We start from the raw sequence: 16,875 nt of genomic DNA, 5'->3' as shown, positions 1-16,875 counted from the left end.
GGCCACGACACTGTCAGGTGGTGACCACAGCCCACGATGTCTGAACGAAGATCGAAGCCGACGCTGAACGATGTTGCGCGCCTGGCCGGGGTGTCCCCGAGCTCCGCGTCCCGAGTCTTTTTAGGACAGAAGAAGGTCTCCGATGAGACGAGAAGGCGAGTCCTCGACGTCGCTCGAGATATTGGATACGTGCCGCAGTCGCTCTCCCGCCGAACGGCATTGATGGACAACCGAACGATTGGGCTTTTGCTTCGCGACGTCTCGAACCCCTCCTACGGGCAACTGTTCTCGGAAATCCATAGTGCCGCGGAGCTGAGGGGGTGGAAGCTGGCCACCATGGCCGTGATTGCCGGAAAGAACGACGATGCGCAGGTCGACAGCCTGTCGAGCCTTGTCGGGATGGGGGTGGCGGGCCTCATCGTCGCTACGGGTGATCTTCCGAGTGACGTGCTCGAACCCTTCGGGACACACATCCCCATTGTTCGGGCAGGTCGGCCGGAGCCGAAGAGATTGATCCACGCGGTGTCGTACGACGCAGAGGCCGCGGGCAGGGAGCTCGCCGATCTCGTTCTTGGGGCGGGGCACACGCGCATCGCAGTTGTGCGTACCCGCCGCGAGACGTCGTTGCCAGAGTGGACCAGGGCGTCGGCGATGATCCGTACGATCAGGTCGGCCGGCCTGGAGCCCTTCGTCGTTGACGTCGGGAATTTCACGGGCGAGGAGTACGTGCTCCCGCTGGTGCAGAGCGGCGCAGTGACGGTGGTGATGTGCCCGACAGACCGTCGTCAGCTGACCTACCTGAGGGTGTTTCACGAGAATGGGCTGCGGGTTCCCGAGGACGTCAGCGTGACGGGCTGTGATGGGCTGGTGCTCGGCCTCGAGCTGATGGGCTTGACCACGTACCGCTGGCCGGTGCGGCATGTGGCCCAGACAGCCGTGGATGTCATCATCGACCTCATCGAGCGGCACGGTACCCCGGATAGCCGCCGCTCTCTCGTCAACGTCAAGCTCCCGGGGGAGATTATCCCCGGAAGGACGCTGGGGCCGCCGCGCGCGAGGCGCGACGAGAAGGGGGCTGCGCGCCAGGGCTAACCCCTACTTCGCCGCCAGGCCGTCGATGATCTCGTTGAACGTCGCAGACGGGCGCATGACAGCGGTGGTCTTCTCCTCGTCAGGCAGGTAGTAGCCGCCCAGGTCGGCGGGCGAGCCCTGCACCGCGAGGAGTTCTTCGGCGATGGTCTCCTCGTTGCTGCGCAGCGCCTCGGCGACGGGGCCGAAGACGGAGGCGATCTCCTGGTCGTCGCTCTGCTTCGCCAGCTCCTCGGCCCAGTTCAGGGCGAGGTAGAAGTGGGAGCCGCGGTTGTCAATCTCGTTGACCTTGCGGGAGGGGGACTTGCCCTCTTGCAGCACGGTCTCGGTGGCCTTGTCCAGGGCGTCGGCGAGGACGCCGGCCTTGGTGTTCCCGTGGTCGGCCTCGAGGCGCAGGGACTCAGCGAGGGCGAGGAATTCGCCGAGCGAGTCCCAGCGCAGGTGGTTTTCCTCCTGGAGCTGCTGCACGTGCTTGGGGGCGGAGCCGCCGGCGCCGGTCTCGAACAGGCCGCCGCCTGCCATGAGCGGGACGATGGAGAGCATCTTGGCGGAGGTGCCCAGCTCGAGGATGGGGAAGAGGTCCGTGTTGTAGTCACGCAGGACGTTGCCGGTGACGGAGATGGTGTCCTCGCCGGCGCGCAGGCGCGCGAGAGTAGTGCGGGTGGCTTCGACGGGGGAGGCGATAGAGATGTCTAGGCCCTCGGTGTCGTGCTCGGCGAGGTAGGTGTTCACCAGGGAGATGAGGTTACGGTCGTGGGCGCGGTCCTCGTCGAGCCAGAAGATGGTCTTCATGCCGGACTTGCGGGCGCGGCTGACGGCGAGCTTGACCCAGTCGCGGATCGGGGCATCCTTGGTCTGGCAGGCGCGCCAGATGTCGCCGGCCTCGACGTCGTGGGAGATGAGCACCTCGCCGGCGGAGTTGGTGACTTCGACGGTGCCGTCAGCCGGGATCTTGAAGGTCTTGTCGTGGGAGCCGTACTCCTCGGCCTTCTGGGCCATGAGGCCGACGTTGGGGACGGTGCCCATCGTGGTCGGGTCGAAGGCGCCGTTGGCGCGGCAGTCGTCGATGACCACCTGGTAGACGCCCGCGTAGGAGGAGTCCGGCAGGGTGGCCAGGGTGTCCTGCTCCTGGTCGTCGGCGTTCCACATGTGGCCGGAGGTGCGGATCATCGCGGGCATGGAGGCGTCGACGATGACGTCGGAGGGCACGTGCAGGTTAGTGATCCCGCGCGCGGAGTTGACCATGGCGAGGGAGGGGCCGTCGATAAGCCCCTGCTCGAAGGCGGCCTTGATCTCGTCGCCGTTGTCCACGGAGTCGAGGCCGTCGAGGATGGTGCCAAGGCCGTTCTCGCCGTTGAGGCCTGCGGCGAGGAGGGTCTCGCCGTAGCGGTCGTAGACGTCCTTGAAGTAGGCGCGCACGACGTGGCCGAAGATGATGGGGTCGGAGACCTTCATCATCGTGGCCTTCAGGTGCGCGGAGAAGAGCACGCCCTCCTTCTTGGCGCGGGCGATGGCGTCGAGAAGAAAGGCGTCGAGCGCCTTGGCGGACATGAAGGTGCCGTCGATGACCTCGCCCTTGAGCACCTTCAGCTCAGGCTTGAGCACCTCCTCGCCGTCGGCGGTGCGCAGCGTGATGCGCAGGGTGTCGTCGGCGTCCATGATGACGGACTTTTCGTTGTGGCGGAAGTCGTTGGCGTCCATCGTGGCCACGTTGGTCTTGGAGTCCTTGGACCATTCGCCCATCGTGTGGGGGTTTGTGCGCGTCACGTTCTTGACGGCCTCCGGCGCGCGGCGGTCCGAGTTGCCCTGGCGCAGGACCGGGTTGACAGCGGAGCCGGTGACCGAGGCGTAGCGCTTGAGGATGTCACGGTCCTCGTCGGTCTCGGGGTTGTCCGGGTAGTCGGGGATGTCGAAGCCCTTCGACTGCAGCTCGGCGATGGCCTTCTTCAGCTGCACGAGGGAGGCCGAAATGTTGGGGAGCTTGACGATGTTCGCCTCCGGGGTCTCGCTCAGCGCGCCGAGCTCAGCGAGCGCGTCGTGGGCGTAGGCATCGTTCTGTACTCGCTCCGGGAAGAGGGACAGGATGCGTCCGGCGACGGAAATGTCGCGCGTTTCCACGTCAACGCCGGCGTTGGAGGCGAATGCCTGGATGATCGGTGTGAGGGAGTAGGTCGCGAGCAGCGGTGCTTCGTCGGTGCGCGTCCAGATGATCGTAGCCACTATTTTGCTCCTCTAATTATCGCGTGACAATTCTGTTGCACAGGATACCTATCTCTTTCATGGGCGTAACGTGAAGGCGCACCCGCCGCCGTCTTGGGCGCGTTGTAGTCTGTTGCGCATGAGCCTTAGCATCGCGTCCGTCAACGTCAACGGCATCCGCGCGGCCACCAAGGTCCGTCACGAGGACAACCAGGGGATGCTCGCATGGCTGGGGCAGACGCCGGCCGACGTCGTGCTCCTCCAAGAGGTCCGCGCCTCCGCCGAGCAGGCCGCAGCCAGCCTCCAGCCCGCGCTCGACGAGGGGTGGCACCTCGCCGTCGCCCCCGCCGAGTCGCCGGGAGCGAAGGGCCGCGCGGGAGTCGGCATCCTAAGCCGCACCCCGCTTTCCGACGTCGAAGTGGGCGTCCCCGGCTTCGAGGATGCCGGCCGCTTCATCGCGGGCTCGCTTGACGACGGCACACGGGTCGCCTCCCTCTACCTACCGTCCGGCTCCGCCGGCACCGCGAAGCAGGACGAGAAGTACGCCTTCCTCGACGCCTTCGAACCCCTGCTCGCCAACTGGGCCGTGCAGTACGAGAACATGGTCATCGGCGGCGACTGGAACATCTGCCACCGGCGCGAAGACCTGAAGAACTGGCGCAGCAACCGCACCAAGTCGGGCTTTCTCCCCGACGAGCGCGCGTTCATGGACGCCGTCTTCGGCGCCTTCCCCGACGACGAGGCCCAGGACCTCGACGCGAAGCAGCCGGCCCAGTGGGCTGGGGCTGTGGAGTACGCGTCGGAGGGGCGTCGAGAAGCGGCGGCGACACCCGCGTGGTTCGACGTGGCGCGGCGCCTGAACCCCGAGGACGCGCCCTACACGTGGTGGACCTACCGCGGGCAAGCCTTCAACAACAACGCCGGGTGGCGCATCGACTACCAGGCGGCCACCGCGGCCATGCTCGAGCGCGCCGAGCGCAGCTGGGTGGACAAGGCCCCCAGCGTCGAAGAGCGCTGGTCGGACCACTCGCCGCTAATCGTCACCTACCGGTCATGACAGACAACAACATCGACGCGCTCCTCGCGATCCTCTACCTCATCGGCATCACCGCTGAGGCGATGACCGCGGCCGTCTCCGCCGGGCGCATGCGCATGGACCTGTTCGGCGTGATCACCCTCGGGGCGCTCACCGCCCTCGGCGGCGGCACAGTGCGCGACGTCCTCCTCGACGCGCACCCGCTCACCTGGGTCGAACACCCGGAATACCTGATCGTGGTGGTCGTGGCCTCGGTAGTCACGGTGCGCATCAGCTGGCTGATGTACCACCTGCGCCGCTACTTCCTCATCGCCGACGCCATCGGCCTCGCGACGTTCGTCGTCCTCGGCATCCAGGTCGCCCTGCAGCAGGGCTACGGCTTCATCCTTTGCTGCGTCGGCGCCGTCACCACCGGCGTCTGCGGCGGCGTCATGCGCGACGTCCTCTCCGGGCGCGTCCCCCTCGTGTTCCGCAAAGAGATGTACGCCGCCACAGCCGTCATCGGCACCGCCGTGTGGTGGCTCCTCATGATGCTCAACGCTCCCACCTGGGCCGTCGTCATCACCACCCTCACCGTCGTGCTCTCGTTGCGCCTGCTGTCCGTGAAATACGGGTGGGGCCTGCCGGTCTACAACTACGACGAGGAAGAAATCAAAGACCGCACCGCCCGCGAGGAGATGTATCACTTCCTCTACAGCAACGGGCGGTTCATCCCCGGGGCGCGCCAGGCCTACCGCGGCCTGCGCCGCATGCGCAACAGCGGGCCCCACAACCGCGGCCGACGCCAGAAGCGCCCGAAGCGCCCGAAGCGCACCGACGGGGAGCTCTAGCCGGACGACCGGTTCAACGACCTGAGGCAGGCCACCAGCAGGACGAGGCCGCCCGCCCCGAACGCGAGGGCGGGGATCCAGGGCGTGGAGATGGGTCCGACCCGCGCCAGCCCCGCCCAGGCGCTCAGGGAAACGAGCGCGGCGGCCGCCGCGGACGCACCGAGCACACGACGGGAGCGTGCGTCGGCGCGGGCAAAGGCAAGCCCGGCCAGCGCCGCGAGGCAGTAGAACGCGAGGTTGAGCGCCGCCACCGCCCCGAGCTCGGCGGGTGAGATGGCCGGCCCGGCGGAGACATAGGGAACGCCCTGGGCGCCCTGTAGCGGACCCCCATCGAGCGGGGCGAGGAAGGCGTCCTCGAAGAAGGAGTAGTCGGGGTCGCGGTATACCCGGGCCACTGCGGCGCCGGTGGCGGCCACGGCCGTGAGCGCCGCAGCGGCAAAACCGGATACAGCGCGACCCGCCGAAAAAGCTGCGGCCGCGACAAGCAGCCAGGCGAGCGCGCTCCACATCGTGGCGGTGGCCACGGGCACGACGCGTCCCGCGGCAGCGCACAACGCCGCGGCGAGGGCGGGGAGCAGGAAGCGTGCGTCCATGGTTGTCCTCCCGGAGGATCAGTCTGCCGCGCGCCAGACTACCTGTTGCTTCGCGGGGTGCGGGCGAGCACCCACGCCGAGCCCAGCGCCAGCGCAGCCAGGACGATGCCGACCGCCCCAGGCGTCGAATAGTCGGGAGCGTACGCCACCAGGTCCCCGGCCACCGTCCTGGTTGTGGTCGTGGCGGCGAGGAGGACGCCCGCCCCAAGCCCCGCGAGGCACGCGCTGCCCACAAGAATGGTGGCCGAGGCGCGGTTCTTCCAGGCCAGCCCGGCGGCCACGCCCGTTAGCCCGGCGACGGCGAAGAGGGCAAAAGCGAGCGCCAGGGTCAGCAGGACTGTCGCCGGGGAGTGCCCTGCGCCCTCGACAACATAGGGCTCGCCGTTGGTGTCAACGAAGGGTGCCGGGCCTCGCGTGACCAGGAAGAGATCGTACAGGGAGTACCAGGGGTTGTCCGCCAGCTTCGCGTGCGCCCCGGCCGAGATCGCGGCGGAGAGCGCGGCGGAACCTAGGAGAGTGAACGCCGCGCCTCCGCGCACAAAGCGCCCGTAGCCGGCGCCGAGCTGGTCCAGAGCGGGCCAGTTGGCGGCTAACGAGGCGTTCAGGGCGAGGAACAGGGCCCCGGCGAGGATCGTCCAACCGGTGCCGGACCCGACGGCGAAGCGGCCGCCCGCCCCGGCCAGGGCGATGAGGGCGACCAGCGCCACGGGGACGAAGAACTTGTGGGGGCTGAGGAAGAGCTTCATGTCGGTCAGGCCTTTCGGGATGCGAGCAGATCGATGAGCGCGGCGTCGTCGGGGTAGTCCACAGTGGCGCCGGGGACGTCGCGGTCGAGCGGCTGCGCGAGCTGCGCCCGCCACGCGGGGCCGAGGGTGGAGACACTGACGACGTCCAGGCCCGCGAGCAGCTGCCCTGGGTCGCCCCCGTCGCCGCTGAGGACGGGGAAGCGGGTGCGGGCCTCGTCGAGCGCCACGGGGTCGGAGACCTCGCGACCGAAGACCTGGATGACGTGCTCGGCCAGCCCTGCGAGGTCTTCCGCGCGGTGCGAGGCCATGATGACGGTGCGGCCCGGGTCGGCGGCGATGTAGTCGATCAGCCGCGCGCGCAGTCGGATGCGGGTGTTGATGTCCAAGCCGTCAAAGGGTTCGTCGAGAAGCAAAATCGGCTCGTTCGCGGCGAGGGCGACGGCGAAGGTGAGCTCGCGGCGCTGGCCGACGGAGAGTGAGTTGAGGTGTGAGCTTTCGGAAATGTCCAGGGAGATCTCGTCCAGCGGCTTGGCTTCGGCGGCCCAGGCGAGGTGGTCGCGGACGGTGCGGCCGACGAAGAGGGCATCGGCGGCCGCGGGCACGAGCGCCGCGCCGGGGCCGAACAGAGAGCGCAGGTAGTGGGTCTTGCCCGCGGCGTTGGGGCCGACGAGGCCGTAGAAGCCGGGGGAGTGGTCAGGGGAGTGATCAGGGGTCATCGGTTTCGCTCCTTGTCGATCATTGCGCTCAACTCGGCGGGGGAGATGCCCAGCTTGTCCGCCTCGCGGAGCAGGGGTCGGAGGAAGTCGGCGGTGAACGCGGCGCGCCGGGTGGACAACACCTGCTCGCGGGCGGTGGGGAGCACGAACATGCCGAGGCCGCGGCGCTTTTCCAGGAGGCCTTCGTCGAAAAGCGAGGTGAGCGCCTTGGCCGAGGTGGTGGGGTTGACGGAGTGGTAGTGGGACAACTCGTTGGTGGAGGGGACGCGGTCACCAGGGGCGAGGCGGCCCGCGGCGATGAAGTCGCGAAGCTCGTCCGCGATCTGCATGTATATGGGTTTACCACTCATGTGGTTAACCATACAACTAGGACCTTCGGGCCGCAAGGGGGTGCGTTTAGAATGGGCAGACATGACTGACAAGCAGCGTGTTCTCTCCGGAATCCAGCCCACCGCGGACTCGTACCACCTGGGCAACTACCTCGGCGCCCTCAAGCAGTGGATCGACCTGCAGGACCGCTACGAGGCCTTCTATTTCATTCCTGACCTGCACGCGATCACCGTGGAGCAGGATCCGACGGAGTTGCGCGAGCGCACGCTGAAGGGCTGCGCCCAGCTCATCGCGCTGGGCATTGATCCGGCGAAGTCGACGCTCTTTGTTCAGTCCCACGTGCCCGAGCACGCCGAGCTGACGTGGGTCCTGCAGTGCATCACGGGTTTTGGCGAGGCCTCCCGCATGACCCAGTTCAAGGACAAGTCCGCCAAGCAGGGCCAGGACCGCACCACCGTCGGCCTGTTCACCTACCCCATGCTCATGGCCGCCGATATCTTGCTGTACTCGCCGCACCTCGTCCCGGTGGGGGAGGACCAGCGCCAGCACCTCGAGCTGACCCGCACGCTGGCGGCTCGCTTCAACTCGCGGTTCGGCGAGACCTTCGTCGTGCCCGAGGGCTTCATCCCGGAGGGCGCGGCGAAGATTCAGGACCTGCAGGAACCCACCGCAAAGATGAGCAAGTCGGGGTCAAACCCGAAGGGCATCATCAATCTTCTCGACGACCCGAAGACCTCCGCCAAGCGCATCAAGTCCGCCGTCACGGACAACGACGGCGTCGTCGCCTACGACAAGGAGACGAAGCCCGGCGTGTCCAACCTGCTCGTCATCCAGTCCGCGCTGACAGGCACGCCTATCGACGCCCTCGTGGCCCGCTACGAGGGCCACGGCTACGGCGCACTGAAGACCGACACGGCCGAGGCCCTCGAGGCGTTCACCACCCCGCTTCGCTCGCGTTACGACGCCCTGATGGCCGACCCCGGCGAGCTCGAGTCGATCCTCTCGGCCGGCGCGGAGCGCGCCCGAGAGATCGCGGCGCCGCTTCTTGAACGCGTGTACGAGAAGGTGGGCTTCCTGGCGCCGCGGCGCTAGTCTCCGCCCTGCGCAGAAGTTCCTCTACGATGAGGTGCTGTTAGACACATAGTTGAGGAAGGACCACCATGGCAACCGCGACCTCGCCCCATGGGGCGTACACGGACGAGCAGGGCATCGAACGCTCCCGCAAGCCGGAGAACGCGAGCGACAGTGACGTTGCTCAGCGCGTGCCGCCCGTAGCACACCTTTTGCGGATGAACGAGCGATTCGGCGCCCAGGGCGGCAACCAGCTCGCTGCGGGTATTACGTACTTCTCCGTCCTGGCAATTTTCCCGCTCACGATGCTGATTTTCGCCGGCCTTGGTTTCTTCCTCGCGGCGCGCCCCGACATCCTGGAGCAGGTGCAACAGCGCATCCTCGAATCGGCGGAGGGCGACGTCGGTGAGATGATGGCGGGCCTCGTCGAATCCGCTATTGACCAGCGCGGCGCGGTGGCCGGCATTGGTTTGCTGACCACCCTGTGGTCGGGCCTGAGCTGGATGAATCACCTGCGCATTGGCATCTCCGCCATGTGGAAGATCCCCGGCAACGAGGGCGGGAATTTCGTGGTGAAGAAGCTCGGCGACCTGGTGGCGCTGCTCGTGCTTATCGCACTGCTGGTGCTCGCCTTCACGGTGACGGGTGTTGGCGCCTCGCGCTTCACGTCCGACCTCATGGACTGGCTGGGTGTTGGCGACTTCCCAGGGGCGCGCTTTGTCGTGTGGTTGGTCGGCTTCGGCGTCGGTCTCGTCGCTAACTTCCTCGTCATGTGCTGGCTGATCATCTTCATGCCGCGCACCTCGGTGCCCCGTAAGTCCGGCCTGCAGGGCGCGCTCATCGGCGCGCTGGCCTTCGAGCTGATTAAGCAGTTTGCCACCCTCATCGTCAGCTCAGCGGCGAACAACCCGGCCGGCGCAATCTTCGGCCCGATCATCGCCCTGATGGTCGTGCTCTACCTGGTCTGGCGCGTGGTGCTCTACGTCTCTGCCTGGACCGCCACGACGCCGGAGTCCCTCGCCGTGGAGCCGGCGGACGTGCCCGAGCCGGCCGTGATCAACGTGCGGGCAGCGGCCGCGAGCCAAGGCCTGGGTAAGCAGAACCGCAACGGGGCGCTCCTCGGTGTTGGTGCGGCGGTGGGCGCTATCGGCGTCGGCCTGATTTCGCTTGTGACCCGAGACTAAGCGCCACGCCCACCGCCGCAAGGACCACGACTCCTGCCACGATGAGCAGCGAGCGCCACGGCGCGCTCCGCTCCACGGTGGCCTGTTCGGGTGGTTGCTGAGCCTGCGGAGTGGCGGGCCGCGGGGCGGGCGTCGGCTCCGCCGCGGCGCGAGGCTCAAGCCGCGCGACCCCCGCGTGTCCGCGGAACGCGTACGACTCGTGGAGCAGGTGCTGAGCCTGCTCCCAGGGCCGCGCCTTGTCCGCGGTCGTGTCCAGCAGCACGGCCACGAGGCGCTGCCCCTCGTGGTTGACCGCGCCCACGAACGTGTGGTTCGCGTCGTCGGTGTACCCGGTCTTGCCGCCGATGCCGTCGGGGTCCTCGTGGTAGAGCGCGTTGTCGTTCCACACCTCGAACCCGGGAAGGTCCTCGTGCCCGGGGAAGTCGTAAAACACTGTGTCCACGATGTCCGCGAAAACCGGGTGGGCAAAAGCCTCGCGGTACGCCAGCCCGAGGTCGAAAGCGGAGGAGGACATCCCCGGGGCGTCGAGACCGGAGTAGGACGCCACGTACGTGTCGTCCATGCCGAGCCGCCGCGCCAGCGCGTTCACCTTTGCCAGCGTCTCCTCGTCGCCGCCGAGCTCCTGAGCGAGCGCGTGCGCCGCGTCGTTGCCGGAGGCGAGCAGCAGGCCATGGAGTAAGTCGTTGACGCTGTAGCTGCCGCCCTCGACGAGGCCGACACGCGAGCCTTCCTGCCCGGCCGACTCCGGGCTCGCGGTGACCACACGGTCCAGCGGGAGCTCGTCGATGGCGACAAGGGCGAGGAGCACCTTGATGATCGACGCCGGCCGGTAGCGCCCGTGGGGATCCTTCATGGCGATGATCTCGCCCGTGTCCAGGTCCGCGATCAGCCAAGCCGAGGCGAGGACGGAGGCGTCGATAGTAAAGCCCGGCGGGGCGGTGATGCCGCAGGGGCCGGTGTAGGCCACGGGCGGCGGGGTCGGGCTGGGGCCGGCGACGGACGCCTCGGAGGTGGAGACCGGCTCGGGTGGGCGCGTCGCCTGGGGGCAGCCGTCCGTGTTGGGGGCTTCTTCGCGCGTGCCGGGGATAAACACGCCGTCCTCGTAGTGGCCCCGCGTGTCCGGCGCGTGCTCGTCCGCGCTGGCTACCGCGGTGGGCGCGAGCGCGCACGCGAAGGAAAGGGCGAGGATGCAACCGGCGCGTACGGGTATGAGCACGGGGCGAAAGTTTACGCGCACCCGCCCCGACGTTGCGTTTGCCTCCCCTAAAAAGCCTCTGACCTGCAATAACGTAGCCTTTCCTTCGTTGCGCAGGGAGGATGGGAGGGGCTACAACTTGACGTATGACAGCAACTGACACTGGCACTGGCACTGGCACTGGCACTGACCTCGCCCGCGTGGGCCTCAACGAAAAACTCAACAAACTTCGCGCCGCGGTCCTTGGCGCAAACGATGGAATCGTATCCACCGCCGCGGTCGTGCTCGGCGTGGCCGGCGCGACATCGAGCGTCGCGGCGATTGCCACGGCAGGCATCGCCGCCGTCGTCGGCGGCGCGGTGTCTATGGCGCTGGGGGAGTACGTCTCCGTCTCCTCCCAACGCGACAGCGAGCGCGCGTACGTGGCCAAGGAGACCGCGCTGCAGGCCCAAGACCCCGAGGGGGAGTTTGCCCACCTTGTCCGGGGCTACATGCGCGACGGGCTCAGCGAGGAGACCGCCACCAAGGTGGCGCAGGAGCGCTCGGCTATTGACCCGCTCAAGGCGCACCTAGAACTGCACTACGGCATTGACGAGGAAGACATTGTCAGCCCCTGGAGCGCGGCGATCGCCTCGTTCGTAAGCTTCTTCCTCGGCGCGATGCTGCCGCTGGCTGCCGTGCTTTTGCCCCCGGAGTCTGCGCGCGTGGCGGTGACCTTCGTGGTCACGCTCGTCGCGCTGGCGATCACCGGCGCGATCTCCGCGAAAATCGGCGACGCCGACCCGAAGCGGGCCGTCCTGCGCCTCGTCGTGGGCGGCGCGCTGGGCCTCGCCGCGACCTACGGCGTGGGCAACCTTTTCGGCAGCACGGCGCTGTAGCGTCGGCGGCGGCTTAGAACTTGGAGAAGCGCTTCACCAGCTGGTTCTCCAGCTCCCGCCACGCCTCGACCTTGTCGTCGAAGGGAGCGGAGGGGACGTAGCCCGCGGTCTCGGTGGAACCGAGCATGTAGGCCAAGTAGTCCTGCATGCGCGGGTTCGACAGCAGGAAAGCGTTGAGCGAGTCGTCCTTCGCCCAGTCCGCCGCGTCCGCGAGAAGCTCGTAGGCCTTGCCCATCTGAGCGGTGTCCACGGCGTCGGGGCCCTTCGCAATGTCCTCGGCGATGCCGGTGAAGGAGTAGGCGTTATCGGGGTGAACCACGACCTCCAGTTCCCCGGAGTTGGCGGCGGTGGTGAGCTCGGGCCAGGTGGAGGCGCTGGCGAGGTCGTGGTCGTCGTGTTCGACGATCCAGCGGGTGAGGTGCTTCGGGGTGGGGAAGGTGGTGATCTCGCCGTACTTACCCAAAAACACCGGGGCTGCGTCGATGTAGGTGCGCAGCGTGTACACGCTTTTGCCTTGGACGCTGATGCGCACCGGGTCGATGCCCGCCTGCGACCAGATTGACGTGTCGTAGGGGTCGGCGGCCTCCGCGGCGGCCTTCTTCTCCTTCTCGGCCGTGCGCAGCTGCTCCTCGCGCCGCTGCTGCGCAGCGTCGATGCGCGCGGCGGCGTCGCTCAGCACGGCCTCGCCGAAGACGGACTCATCCGCGTCCTGGACCACCTCGTCGAGGGAGTGCACGACGTTTTCCCAGTTGGTCAGCACGACACGGCCGACGCCGGTCCACTCGCTGGCGCCGTTCGGGCCCGAGTAGTGCTCGTGCCCGCGGGAGACATTGCCGAGGATCGAGTGCGAGGCAAAAAAGATCTGGGCATGTTCGGCGCTGGTGACGTCGGCCAGCGAGCGGGCGAGCTGGAACACGCGCCCAAGCGAGGTGACGTTGGCGTACGAGGGGCGGTCGGCGAGGAAATCCGGAGCGCCGACGATGTCGTAGTAGTGCCCCTCCGCGGGCACGACCCGGTCGTCGCCGGAGGCCTGAAAGGCCTCCCACGCGGGGTGATCGCTCAGGTCGTGGCGGGGGGTCGACTCCAGGTAGGCCAGAAGCGCCGCCGGGGAGGAGAAACCCAAGACAGCGTCCCCGTCGCCGAGGAAAGCCTGCCACTCGGTGCCGTGCTCCTTCCAGGCCGGGGCCCAGAGGGTGTAGACATCGCCCTTGGTCAGGGAGATCTTGACGGGGAGAATCGCGCGGGTGCTCATGCCAGGTAACTTTACTGAACGCTCTGCGGCTTAGCCGGTAGGCCGCCAGAAGCCGCGGAAGCCCATCCCGATGTTTTCGGTGCGCACCGGGTTCATCTGCACCGGGTCGCCCGCCTCGATGTACATGCCGTCGCCGGCGTACATGGCCACGTGCCCGTCCCACACGGCCAAATCGCCCGGCTGCAGCTCCTGGTAGGTCACCTGCCGTCCGACGGCCTGCTCGTGGGCCATCCGCGGTAGCTCGACGCCCGCCTGCCGGTACGCCCACGACGTCAGCCCGGAGCAATCGAAGCCCCCGGGCCCGGTCCCGCCCCACGCGTAGGGCGTGCCTAGCTGAGACTTCGCGGCCGCTACCGCGGCCCGGCCCGCCGCCGACCCCTCGCCGCCGTCAGGGGCGGGGACGGGCGCCTGGGGCGGCGACGCGGGTGACGCCGAGGGCTCGGAATCCGTGGCGGCCATCGCGTGCAAATCCCGCGCCGCCTCGTGCGCCGCCGGGCCCGCGGCGATCTCCGGCTCAGCGGCCGCGCGTTGCGGGATCGCCGCGAGGCGCTGCGCGAGGGGCGCGAGGTCGCGCTCCAGCTCGCTCACGCGCGCGTGGGCGAGCGCGAGTGTTCGCACTGTCAGCGCGACGAGGCTGGTGACCGCGCCCGGTGCGCTCAGCGGGGTCAGCGCCAGGCCGACCAGGGGCGCGGCCTGCTGCTGGTAGCGGGCGGCCAGGGCGACGAGGTCGGCACCCGCCTCGGCGGCGAGCACCGCTGCGGCGGCGCTGCTGCGGGCGATGGTCTCGCGGTCGGCGGCGAGCGCCTCCGCGGCGCTCAGCACTCGGGCGGGGTCGGCGCCCACAAGGGGGCCGAGCTCGCGGGCTGCGCTGAGAAGCGGCGAGGACGCGGCAGCCGGCACGGCGACGGGCGCCGGGGCGTGGGCGATGATGGCGGCGGCGATCTGCGCTGGCGTGATCACGGCAGCATCGCCCCCAAGGCTCGGCCGAGCCGCGCGTCCACGGCGACCGCGGCCTCCGCCGTGGCGTCCATGGCCGCGGCGAGGCGTTCGGTTTCCCCGCGCAGCGCCACGGTGCGTTCGTTGACGCTGGCCACGGCACCCGCGCAGGCGTGCGCGAAGTCGCGCAGCGGCCCCACCGCCGGCGGCGGGGCTAGGTCGAGCGGGGTGAGGCGGGCGGCGTCGTCGCGCAACGATCCTGTGAGCGCGGACACGGCGGGCGGCGAGAGGTGGAAGACGGGGAGCGGAGCGGAATGTGTGGGCCTCATGCCCGTATTGGACGGCGCGGCGGGCCGCAAGGTTCCCTCGCCGCGCCAGCCCGGCGTTAGCATGAGGGGCATGGAGATCACCGTCATCAACCACCCGCTCGCCGCCGCGCGGCTGAGCATCATGCGCGATGCGCGCAGCGACACCACCACCTTCCGGGCGGCGCTGGCCGACCTGGGGGCGATGCTCATCTACGAAGCGTCCCGCGGCCTCGAGGTGGAAAGCTTCGAGTGCGTCACCCCCGTCGCCACGGCGGAGGGGCAGCGCCTCGCCCAGCCGCCGATCATCGTGCCGGTCATCCGCGCTGGCCTGGGTATGATCGACCCCGCCCTGTCGATGATCCCCGATGCCCAGGTGGGCTTCATCGGCCTCGCCCGCGACGAGGTCACTCACGAGCCGGTGCCGTACCTCGAGGCGCTGCCGCAGGACCTGTCCGGCCAGCCGGTGTTCCTCGTGGACCCGATGCTCGCCACCGGCGGCTCCCTCGTCCATTCCATCCGGCTGCTGCGCGAGCGCGGCGCGGACGACATCACGTGTATTTGTATGGTGTCGGCGCGGCCGGGCGTCGCTAAGCTTGAAGCTCTTGGCGGGCCGCTTCGGCTGGTCACGGCTGCGATTGACCCCGAACTCAACGACGACGCGTACATCGTGCCGGGGCTGGGCGATGCGGGCGATCGGTTGTACGGGCCGCGCAACATCGACCTGTAGTACCCTGGTCTCACTATTGGGGACGGCAGCGGGGGGCTGCCATGACAATCGGGGTGAGAAATGGCTGATGTTCTGCCGGAGTCGTACTGGGCGAGCTACGGGTATGTGCTCGCCGTGAGGCTCAAGACGCTGCGCCGGATGCGGGGATTGACGCAGCGCCGCTTGGCCGAATTGTCGGGGCTGTCGCGCAGCCTGATTTCCAACCTCGAGCGCAACCACTACAACAGCGCCCGCAGCGCCGACCCGACGCTGTCCACGCTCTACCGCATCGCCCACGCCCTCCACGTGCCGCCCGCGGCCCTTTTACCCGGCGTGGGCGCAGCGGTCGCGGCGCGCTGCCAAGACCGGCCCGTCTCGCTGAGCCCGTTGCGCGTCGAGTGGCCGCAGCTGCCGGAGGACACCGCCCGCTTCGACGCCTCCTATTTGCTGACGGGGCCGACGCTGGAGCGGCCGCCGTTCGCGCTCATGCTCGACTCCGTCCGTGACCCCCGTGGGGGAGCTGGGGCCATTAACGCAGGTTGCTAAACTTCCGGTGAGGTAGAGTACCGCCCACTGAAGGAGGACCCTGTGCGCATTGCCGACGTTGTCAGCGAGTGGCTCGACGAACACCACGACACGGTCATCGGCTGGCGCAGGCACCTCCATGCGCACCCGGAGCTGTCGAACCAGGAGGTCGCCACCACCCAGTTCATCAGCGACGTGCTCACCGAGCACGGCCTGAACCCCGTGCCCTTCCCGGGCACCGGCCTCTACGTCGACATCGGCCCCGCGGAGGGCGAGCGCCTCGCGTTCCGCGGAGACATCGACGCCCTCGGCGTCTCCGAGTTCACGGGGCTCGAGTACGCCTCGGGTACCCCCGGGGTCTCGCACTCCTGCGGCCACGACGTGCACACCACGATCATGATCGCGCTGGCCTGCGCTTTGTCGGAGGTAGAGCTGCCGTACGGAGTGCGCGTCATCTTCCAGCCCGCCGAGGAAGTGATGGGCAGCGGCGCCGTCGACGTCATCGACTGGGGCGGGCTGACCAACGTCGCCGCGATTTACGCCCTCCACGTCGAGCCCGCGCTGCGCGTCGGCCAGGTCGGTGTGCGCGCCGGGGCGATCACCTCGGCGGCGGACACGCTGGCCATCGAGGTGAAAGGCCCCGGCGGGCACACCTCCCGCCCCCACCTGACCGCGGACGTGGTCTACGCCCTCGGGGCGTTGGTCACCCAGCTTCCGGCCCTGCTGTCGCGCCGGGTGGACCCGCGCACCGGCACCGTCATCGTCTTCGGCAACGTCGAGGCGGGCATCGCGGCCAACGCGATCCCGGAGCGCGGCATCCTGCGCGGCACGGTGCGCACGACGGACATCGCGACGTGGCGGCTTCTCGAGGAACTCCTCGGGGAACTCGTCGAACAGGTCATTGCGCCGACGGGGTGCACCTTCACGCTCGACTACGTGCGCGGGGTGCCGCCAGTGCTTAACGACGACCTCGCGACCGCCCTGGTCGTCGAAGCCGGGCGCGCCATCGACCCGCACGCCGTTGTCTCCGCGCAGCAGTCCTCCGGTGGCGAAGACTTCTCCTGGTACCTCGAGCACGTCCCGGGCGCGATGGTGCGCCTGGGGGCCTGGTCGGGCAAGGGCGCGAAGCAGGACCTGCACCGCGGGGACCTCAACGTCGACGAGCGCTGCATCTCCGTCGGCGTGAAGCTTTTCGCCTCGCTGGTTGATAAGTATTTTGCTGCGGTCGCAGGGGAGGGGGCCGGGCTGTACACTGGCCCGTGATTTTTCAAGGAAGACAGC

Annotated in this window: 18 protein-coding genes; 9 read left to right on the top strand and 9 right to left on the bottom strand. The window is 68.6% G+C overall.

Annotated features, from left to right (window positions below; genetic code table 11):
* The first annotated feature begins 36 nt into the window (after positions 1-36).
* A complete protein-coding gene (locus BLT81_RS08195) occupies positions 37-1,092 on the top strand; it encodes a LacI family DNA-binding transcriptional regulator (protein WP_081582928.1) in 1,056 nt (351 codons plus the stop codon).
* Between the two features lie 3 nt (positions 1,093-1,095).
* Here BLT81_RS08195 and BLT81_RS08190 read toward each other — a convergent pair whose 3' ends face one another.
* The gene (locus tag BLT81_RS08190; protein WP_019194326.1) at positions 1,096-3,309 is read right to left on the bottom strand and encodes an NADP-dependent isocitrate dehydrogenase; all 2,214 of its coding nucleotides are present in this window, start codon (positions 3,307-3,309) and stop codon (positions 1,096-1,098) included.
* 118 nt (positions 3,310-3,427) lie between these two features.
* Here BLT81_RS08190 and BLT81_RS08185 point away from each other — a divergent pair, with 118 nt between their 5' ends.
* Both BLT81_RS08185 and BLT81_RS08180 read left to right on the top strand, forming a co-directional pair.
* Positions 3,428-4,345, top strand: a complete 918-nt coding sequence (locus BLT81_RS08185; protein WP_040421455.1) for an exodeoxyribonuclease III — start codon at positions 3,428-3,430, stop codon at positions 4,343-4,345.
* Positions 4,342-5,154 carry a trimeric intracellular cation channel family protein gene (locus BLT81_RS08180; protein ID WP_019194328.1) on the top strand — a complete coding sequence of 271 codons (813 nt, stop codon included), beginning with the start codon at positions 4,342-4,344 and terminating at the stop codon, positions 5,152-5,154. The genes BLT81_RS08185 and BLT81_RS08180 overlap by 4 nt, the downstream gene beginning before the upstream one ends.
* Here the strand turns inward: BLT81_RS08180 and BLT81_RS08175 are convergent.
* From BLT81_RS08175 to BLT81_RS08160, 4 genes are read right to left on the bottom strand one after another with little or no spacing between them, the layout of a single operon-like run.
* Positions 5,151-5,747, bottom strand: a complete 597-nt coding sequence (locus tag BLT81_RS08175) for a hypothetical protein (protein WP_019194329.1) — start codon at positions 5,745-5,747, stop codon at positions 5,151-5,153. The genes BLT81_RS08180 and BLT81_RS08175 overlap by 4 nt on opposite strands.
* Before the next feature lie 38 nt (positions 5,748-5,785).
* A complete protein-coding gene (locus BLT81_RS08170) occupies positions 5,786-6,493 on the bottom strand; it encodes a hypothetical protein (protein ID WP_019194330.1) in 708 nt (235 codons plus the stop codon).
* Positions 6,494-6,498: 5 nt separating this feature from the next.
* Complete coding sequence (locus tag BLT81_RS08165; protein ID WP_019194331.1) at positions 6,499-7,209, bottom strand: ATP-binding cassette domain-containing protein; 711 nt, start codon at positions 7,207-7,209, stop codon at positions 6,499-6,501.
* On the bottom strand, positions 7,206-7,559 hold the full coding sequence (locus BLT81_RS08160; RefSeq protein WP_040421458.1) for a GntR family transcriptional regulator: 354 nt from the start codon (positions 7,557-7,559) through the stop codon (positions 7,206-7,208). The genes BLT81_RS08165 and BLT81_RS08160 overlap by 4 nt, the downstream gene beginning before the upstream one ends.
* Positions 7,560-7,620: 61 nt before the next feature.
* Between BLT81_RS08160 and trpS the strand changes: the two genes are divergently transcribed.
* Together trpS and BLT81_RS08150 are read left to right on the top strand one after the other, a co-directional pair.
* Positions 7,621-8,631: a tryptophan--tRNA ligase gene (trpS, locus tag BLT81_RS08155; RefSeq protein WP_019194333.1), complete on the top strand. Its 1,011-nt coding sequence runs from the start codon at positions 7,621-7,623 to the stop codon at positions 8,629-8,631.
* 68 nt (positions 8,632-8,699) lie between these two features.
* Entirely contained in the window at positions 8,700-9,794 is a 1,095-nt protein-coding gene (locus BLT81_RS08150) for a YhjD/YihY/BrkB family envelope integrity protein (protein WP_019194334.1), read from the top strand.
* On the opposite strand, the gene BLT81_RS08145 is transcribed toward BLT81_RS08150, so the two are convergent.
* Positions 9,754-11,010 carry a D-alanyl-D-alanine carboxypeptidase family protein gene (locus BLT81_RS08145; RefSeq protein ID WP_407918957.1) on the bottom strand — a complete coding sequence of 419 codons (1,257 nt, stop codon included), beginning with the start codon at positions 11,008-11,010 and terminating at the stop codon, positions 9,754-9,756. The two genes, BLT81_RS08150 and BLT81_RS08145, sit on opposite strands and share 41 nt — an antisense overlap.
* Positions 11,011-11,135: 125 nt before the next feature.
* Here BLT81_RS08145 and BLT81_RS08140 point away from each other — a divergent pair, with 125 nt between their 5' ends.
* Positions 11,136-11,867, top strand: a complete 732-nt coding sequence (locus tag BLT81_RS08140; protein ID WP_019194336.1) for a VIT1/CCC1 transporter family protein — start codon at positions 11,136-11,138, stop codon at positions 11,865-11,867.
* 13 nt (positions 11,868-11,880) lie between these two features.
* Here the strand turns inward: BLT81_RS08140 and BLT81_RS08135 are convergent, their stop codons facing one another.
* Genes BLT81_RS08135 through BLT81_RS08125 form a run of 3 tightly spaced genes read right to left on the bottom strand, consistent with a single transcriptional unit; the run spans position 11,881 to position 14,384 of the window.
* The gene (locus BLT81_RS08135) at positions 11,881-13,119 is read right to left on the bottom strand and encodes a hypothetical protein (protein ID WP_019194337.1); all 1,239 of its coding nucleotides are present in this window, start codon (positions 13,117-13,119) and stop codon (positions 11,881-11,883) included.
* Between the two features lie 30 nt (positions 13,120-13,149).
* Positions 13,150-14,079: a C40 family peptidase gene (locus BLT81_RS08130; RefSeq protein WP_019194338.1), complete on the bottom strand. Its 930-nt coding sequence runs from the start codon at positions 14,077-14,079 to the stop codon at positions 13,150-13,152.
* Positions 14,076-14,384: a hypothetical protein gene (locus BLT81_RS08125; protein ID WP_083337260.1), complete on the bottom strand. Its 309-nt coding sequence runs from the start codon at positions 14,382-14,384 to the stop codon at positions 14,076-14,078. Before BLT81_RS08125 ends, BLT81_RS08130 begins: the two co-directional genes overlap by 4 nt.
* A 70-nt stretch (positions 14,385-14,454) precedes the next feature.
* Here BLT81_RS08125 and upp point away from each other — a divergent pair, with 70 nt between their 5' ends.
* Genes upp through BLT81_RS08110 form a run of 3 tightly spaced genes read left to right on the top strand, consistent with a single transcriptional unit; the run spans position 14,455 to position 16,857 of the window.
* Positions 14,455-15,090 (top strand): uracil phosphoribosyltransferase, encoded by a 636-nt coding sequence (upp, locus tag BLT81_RS08120; RefSeq protein WP_040421464.1) that lies wholly within the window; start codon positions 14,455-14,457, stop codon positions 15,088-15,090.
* 60 nt (positions 15,091-15,150) lie between these two features.
* Entirely contained in the window at positions 15,151-15,615 is a 465-nt protein-coding gene (locus tag BLT81_RS08115; protein WP_019194341.1) for a helix-turn-helix domain-containing protein, read from the top strand.
* Between the two features lie 42 nt (positions 15,616-15,657).
* Entirely contained in the window at positions 15,658-16,857 is a 1,200-nt protein-coding gene (locus tag BLT81_RS08110) for an amidohydrolase (protein ID WP_019194342.1), read from the top strand.
* The last annotated feature ends 18 nt before the right edge of the window (positions 16,858-16,875 follow it).

Origin of the sequence: Corynebacterium timonense (assembly GCF_900105305.1) — a bacterium.
GTDB lineage: Bacteria > Actinomycetota > Actinomycetes > Mycobacteriales > Mycobacteriaceae > Corynebacterium > Corynebacterium timonense.
This window is presented reverse-complemented; position numbering and strand designations above follow the sequence as displayed.